General features: G+C 73.2%; 5 protein-coding genes. 3 read left to right on the top strand and 2 right to left on the bottom strand.

What is annotated here, in order from left to right; genetic code table 11:
* Positions 1-566: 566 nt before the first annotated feature.
* Positions 567-1,349 (bottom strand): glucose 1-dehydrogenase, encoded by a 783-nt coding sequence (locus HY703_03460; GenBank protein MBI4544233.1) that lies wholly within the window; start codon positions 1,347-1,349, stop codon positions 567-569.
* Between the two features lie 215 nt (positions 1,350-1,564).
* Between HY703_03460 and HY703_03455 the strand changes: the two genes are divergently transcribed.
* A complete protein-coding gene (locus HY703_03455) occupies positions 1,565-2,701 on the top strand; it encodes a hypothetical protein (protein MBI4544232.1) in 1,137 nt (378 codons plus the stop codon).
* A gap of 131 nt (positions 2,702-2,832) precedes the next feature.
* Here the strand turns inward: HY703_03455 and HY703_03450 are convergent, their stop codons facing one another.
* A complete protein-coding gene (locus HY703_03450) occupies positions 2,833-3,384 on the bottom strand; it encodes an RNA polymerase sigma-70 factor (GenBank protein MBI4544231.1) in 552 nt (183 codons plus the stop codon).
* Positions 3,385-3,464: 80 nt separating this feature from the next.
* On the opposite strand from HY703_03450, the gene HY703_03445 reads away from it, so the two are divergent.
* Positions 3,465-4,550 carry a FecR domain-containing protein gene (locus HY703_03445; GenBank protein MBI4544230.1) on the top strand — a complete coding sequence of 362 codons (1,086 nt, stop codon included), beginning with the start codon at positions 3,465-3,467 and terminating at the stop codon, positions 4,548-4,550.
* A 92-nt stretch (positions 4,551-4,642) separates the two neighbouring features.
* A partial coding sequence (locus HY703_03440; protein ID MBI4544229.1) for a TonB-dependent receptor plug domain-containing protein occupies positions 4,643-6,074 on the top strand: 1,432 nt, incomplete at its 3' end.

Genomic DNA, 6,074 nt, shown 5'->3' with positions numbered 1-6,074 from the left:
GAGTCGATCTCGCCCGCACGGAGCCACCGATCCACGGAGAGTGCGAAGTCGTAGAGGGTGGGCTCGAGGCAGGCCGATCCGGAGGGGCGAGTTGGCGGCGTCACCTCCTGGGTCGCCGCCGACGCCGGGATAGGTCCCGGTGCGTCTGTTCCGCCGACCCGGGTCGAGCGCTCCCGGACGCCCCCCGCGTCACAGCCGAGCAGCAGCCCGGCCGCCCACAGCCTCCACACCCAAGCCGATGGCATGTCTCGAAGCTGTCGACCCTGTGGACACCCTGCCAGCGTTACACGAGCTGGTCCAAAGCCTGCAAGAGTCCGCGCGCCGCCCGCGTCAGAACTCGACGGACGCGTCGTTCGAGCAGGTACTCGTCCCCGCCTCGCAGACCTTGTAGGTGAAGCCGCCTGCGCAGCGGACCAGGCGGCCGTGTGGGTGGCGTTTGCGTTGAGCGGCCATCGGCCGTCCCTATTTGCGACGTCGAAAACAGCCGCGCTCATTATTAGTTTAGCGATCAGGGATTCAAACGCAAACGGCGCTCGCTAATCCGGCCGAATCAGTTGTGGCTGGAGCTAGATCAGCGAGCGGCCCTGCCCGCCGTCCGCGGCAATGCAGGCGCCGGTGATGAGGCTGGCGCGGGCCGAGGCGAGGAAGGCGACCAGGCTGGCGACCTCGTCGGCGCGGCCGAAGCGGCCCAGGGGCAGGTTCTCCCGGATGAAGTGGGCGATCCCCTCGGGTTCCTCGCGGCGGCGGCGGTCCCAGCTCCCGCCGGGAAACAGGATCGAGCCGGGCGCGACGCTGTTCACCCGGATGCCGGCGGGCGCGAGCTCGAGCGCCATGATCTTGGCGGCACTGATCACCGCAGACTTGCTGGCATGGTAGAGGGAGAGGCCTGGGCCGCCGGCTTCGCGGCCCCAGAGCGAAGCTATGAAGATGATGGACCCACCGCCGCGCTCCCGCATGTGCGGGATCAGCCGGCGCGACAGGCGGAGCCCGGCCAGCAGATTCAGCTCGAGCAGCTCCTGCCAGTCCTGGTCCGTGGTCTCCTCGAACGGCTTGCGCCGGTTGCCGCCCGCGTTGTTGACCAGGATGTCCACGCCGCCGAAGCGGCGCACGCTCTCCTGAGCCAATTTTTCTGCGGCGCCGGGCTCGGTGATGTCGAGCGGCAGGGCCAGCACCCGGCCCGCGCCGGCCGCCCGCTCTATCTGCGAGGCGGCGCGCTCGAGCTGGCGGCGGGTGCGCGCGCAGATCGCCACGCGGCACCCCTCGGCGGCCAGGACCCGAGCAATCGCCCGGCCGATGCCGCGGCTCGCGCCCGTGACCAGCGCCACCTTGTCTTCCAGTCCGAGATCCATGGGTGGCAATGTTCTGCGCCCGGCCGCCTGCGGCAAGCGGGCCGGGCAGTAGTCGAAGCTCCCTCATCCACCCCGACGCCGGCCCAGGCGTGTCAGGGTGTTTCGCGGCTCGCGTGTATCCTACCTTAGACACACCCCCGGGTGTCGCGGCCGCGCACTGGGGCGCGGGCGCCCGAGCCGTCCAGTTGTAACGAGGAGTGGATCGTATGCACGGGATGGGAAGATCGCCGCGAAGCTGGCCACACTGGCTGCTACTGGCCAGCGCGGCAGTCGCGGCCCTGCTGTTCAGCGCCGCGTGCGAGCGGGAGCCAACGGCGCCGGAGGAGTCCGGGGAGCTGGCGGCCGCGGCCGCCGCCGGGGGCTTCGCGGCCGGACAGGCGGGCAGCACGGCTGCAGCCTGGCACGGCCAGGAGAGCACTTTCACGCTGGAATACCTGCTGCGCTCGGCGCTGCACAAAGTGCGCACGGAGAAGGGGGACAGCGCGGCCAGGGCGCTGAAGGCGCGCCTCGAGGCGCTGGAGGCGGAGCTGCGCGCGGCGCGGGAGGCGCATGACCGGGAGCGGTTCGAGCGGGCGCAGGCGGCGCTGCGGGCGGAGCAGATCAAGATCGTGCTCGAGGTCCTGGGCAACGACGTCGCCCGGCAGGTCGTGGAGGGGGTGTCCAGAGCGCTGACCGAGGTGCGGGCCCAGGTAGCGGCGGCCAGGGCGGCGGGCAAGGACGTCTCCAAGCTGGACGCGGGGCTGGCCCGGGCGGCGCAGGTGGTGGACAGTGCCAGCGCGGCCTTGGGCCGGCAGCAGTACGACCGCGCGCTCGACTTGGGCACCCGCGCGGCCAGTCTGGTGAGCGAACTGCGCTTCGCCGCCAGCGTGCTGGACGGCAGCTTCATCGTCATCCCGGCGCTCGAGCGGCTGGTCGCGGAAGCGTACCACAAGGTAGTCAAGGAGCAGGGACGCGACTCGGCCAGGGCGCTGGTCGCGAAGCTGGAGCAGCTCCAGAAGGAGCTGCGCGAGGCGAAGCAAGCGCACGACCGCGAGCGAGCCGAGCGCCTGCAGGCGGCGATCCGGGCGGAGCAGATCCGCGTCGCGGTCGCGGTGCTGGGCGCCGCCGCGCCGGCGCACGTCCTCGAGGCCACGGTCAAGGTGCTCGAAGCCGTGAACACGCAGATTGCCGCGCTCAAGGCCGCAGGCAAGGACGTGAAGCGACTGGAGGAGGCGGCGGCCAAGGCGGCCGAGCTGATCCGCCAGGCCAGGACCGCGCTCGAGTCGCAAAAGCTGCCCGAGGCGCTGCACCTGGCTACGCAAGCCGGTCACCTGGTGGACTCCCTGCGCCGGACGCTGCATCACCAGAAGTAAAGGTGGCGGGGGCTGGGCGCCTGAGGTTGCGGATGCCCGGCCCCCCGGCTAGTCCGCCGTTTCAAGGGCGGTAGCGCTCTGGCCATGCAGCGGGGGAGATGGCGCCCACTTCAGCAGGCCGGCCGGCTGTTTCAAGGGCGGTAGCGCTCCAGGCTGTGGCGCAGGGCCTGGAGCGCCCGGCCCATCTGGGTCTCGACGGTCTTCACCGAGATGCCGAGCGCCCGGGCGATCTCGGCGTAGCTCAATCCATGATCCCGACTGAGCTGGAAAACCAGGCGGCAGCGCTCGGGCAGTGCGGCCACGGCCTGCGCAACAGCCGCGGCGAGCTCTTCCTCCCGCGGCCGGTCGGGCGGGTCTGCGGCAGCAGCGGCGGGCGCCTCGCGCTCCAGGCGGGCTTCTCCGCTGCGCTCGATGCGCTCGTGCCGCAGGTGATTGAGGGCCTGGTTGCGAGCCGCCTGGTAGATGTAGGCCCGCAGGGAGCCCCGCGGATCCAGGCGCTCCCGCGCCGCCCAGAGGCGGAGGAACGTCTCCTGCACCAGTTCCTCGGCCACGGCGCTCGAGCCGACGTAGCCGCGCACGAACCTCACGAGCGCGAGGTAATGCTCGCGGAAGGTCGCCTCGAAGGCTGCGGCATCGCCGGCCCGCAGGCGCTGGATCCGTTGAGTGTCGTCCGGGGAGCGCATGAGCTCGATAATGAGTTTGCCGTGGCCCGCAAATTTTGCGGCTCCGGCCCGCCTTTGCCAGTGACGCCGGTCTCACCCCGATGAGCGACGAAATGGATTGGGACCGCCTGGGACGCTACCTTGCCGGCGAATGCTCCGCCGCGGAAGCGGCAGCTTTCGAGCGCTGGGTTGACGAGCGCCCGGAGCGCCGGCGCCTGGTGGATTCCATGCAAGAGCTGTGGCAGGCCGGCCTCGCGCCGGGCGAAGAGCCCGGCGCCGCGACAGCGGTGGAGGCCGCCTGGGACCGGGTCGCCCGGCGGATGGCGGGAGTCGAGCCCGCTCCCCCTCGCGTGCTCCCCTTCCGCCGCGCCGCAGCCGTGGCGCGGCGTTTGCCCCGGGCACGCACCGCGCTCGCCGCGGCCGCCGTGCTCGCCCTGGCCGTCGCCGGGACGCTGCTCTGGCGCGAGCGGCTCGAGTCGCCGGCGCCGCGGCTGCTGGCGACAGCCACTGGCGAGCGGCAAGCTTTCCTGCTGGATGATGGAACCCACGTGATGCTGGGCGCCAGCAGCCGCCTCGAGGTACCCGGCCGCTTCGGCCGCGGCCAGCGGACCGTCGTGCTGGAAGGCGAGGCGCTGTTCGACGCGACGCATGAGGTGGCGGCGCCATTCACGGTGCACGCCGGCGGGGCGGCCGCCCGGGACCTGGGCACGCGCTTTGTCGTCCGATCGCTTGGAGGATTGGGCGGCGCGGTCGAGGTGGTGGTAGCCGAGGGCGCGGTCGCGCTCCGCCTCCGGGGCGGCCCGGCGGGCCGTGGCCTCACGCTCCGCGCCGGCGACCTGGGCCGCCTCGCCGCGTCCGGCCGCGCCGAGATCGTGCACGGCGTGGACCTCGAGCGGGAGCTGGCCTGGACACGCGGCGAACTGGTGTTCCAGGACACACCCCTGAGCGTCGTCGCCGTCCAGCTCCGCCGCTGGTACGGCCTGGAGGTGCACATTGCCGATCCGCGCCTGGCCTCGCGTCGCCTGACCGCCGTGTTCCGCAACGAGCCGGTGGCAGAAGTGCTCGAAGTGATTGCGCGCGCGGCGGGCGCGGAGTACCGTCGCGCAGGCGGCCGCTACGAGCTCTCCGCCGCCCGCAACGCTGGGGCGGCCGAGCGCAACGGCGAGGCGGCCAGGACGCTCCCCTGAGGCCGGGGCTCGTGAACACAGTGGCACCACCGCGCACCACGTCCGTAGCGACCTTCCCGCGGCAGGCTCCGCCGCCTCGTGCCTGTAGGCAGGTGCGCGTGCACGTCCCGCACGACGGCGCGGGCGGAGCTGAGAACGCGCCCGACCGGGGCGCGGGGCCATCGAGCGCGTGTCTGCCCCTGCCTCGACTACCCTGGCGGGCGGCGGCGCTCACGCTCCTCCTCTGCGCCGCGCCCGCCCAGGGGCAGGCGCCTCCCGCAGCCCCGGACCCGCCGCCGCTGGACCGACTGGTCTCGCTCCGCCTGCGGAACGTCCCCCTCGAGACGGCCCTCGAGAACCTGGCGCGGGCCGCGGCGTTGCGGCTCTCCTTCAGCCGCGACCTGCTCCCGCTCGACCGGCGCGTCTCGCTCGAGCGCGAGCGCCTGCCCGCCGGCGCAGCCTTGCGCCTACTGCTGGACGGCACCGGCGTCGAGGTCAGCGTCACCCGCAGCGGCCAGGTCGTGCTGGCGCCCGGCCCGGCGCCGGCTGCACTGGCCGCGCAGGTCGCGGCGGGCCCCGCGTGGGTCGGGGGCCGCGTCGTGGATGCGGTGACCGGGGTGGGTCTCGCAGCCGTGGAAGTTGCGGCGGGCGACTCTGGGCCCCGAACCCTGACGGACGCGGACGGGCGTTACCAGCTCGAGATCCCGGCCGGCGCACGCGCGCAACTCGCCGTCCAGCGGTTCGGCTACTCGCCGGCCTTCGCACGACTGCCGGAGCCCGCGGACGGCCAGCGCGCGACGCTCGACTTCTCGCTCCACCCACTGGCCGTCTCGCTCGGCGCGCTGGAGGTGGTCACCGAGCGGCAGCGTCGCACCGGCCGGCGCGACCAGACAGACGCCCGCATTACGCTCAGCGCGGCGGACCTCAGCCGGGCGCAGATCCGCAGGCTGGACGAGCTGTTCCGGGGCGCCGTGCCCGGCATGGTCGCCTGGAACCTGGGCGCCTCGCCCGTGCTCCGCTTCGGCAGCATCCGCGGCGCCACGTCGCTGGCGCTCAACGCGCCCAAGGTATACGTGGACGGCGTCGAGATCGCGAATCCGGTCTACCTGGGCTCGCTCGACCCGGCGACCATCGAGCGCATCGAGGTGATCCGCGGGCCGCAGGGCGCGGCGCTCTTCGGCTCCGATGCGATCGGCGGGGTCGTGCAGATCGTGACGCGCAAGGGGACGCCGGCCCGGACGCCGGAACTCACAGTGGACAGCCGCAGCGCGGGCGGGTGGCTCGAGTCGGTGGCCGGCAACCGCGGCGGCTGGCTGCTGGACCAGGCGCTCACTGCCTCCCTGGCCGCGCCCCACCTGGGCATGGCCGCCGGCGGGTCGCTCCTGCGCCTGGGCGAGCGGGCAGAGGGCGGCGGCGAGCGGCGAGCGGCCTTTGCCGGGCTGCGGCTGGCCGGCGGGCCCCTGGCCGCGGAACTGTCGGCGCGGGGAAGCGTGTACGCCTGGGAGTCTCCCGTGAACGCGGTGCTGCGCGCCAACGGGCTGCGCT

It is taken from the genome of Gemmatimonadota bacterium (genome assembly GCA_016209965.1).
Taxonomy (GTDB): Bacteria; Gemmatimonadota; Gemmatimonadetes; order Longimicrobiales; family RSA9; genus JACQVE01.
Note: the sequence above shows the minus strand (reverse complement) of the source record. Positions and strands in the feature narration are given on the sequence as shown.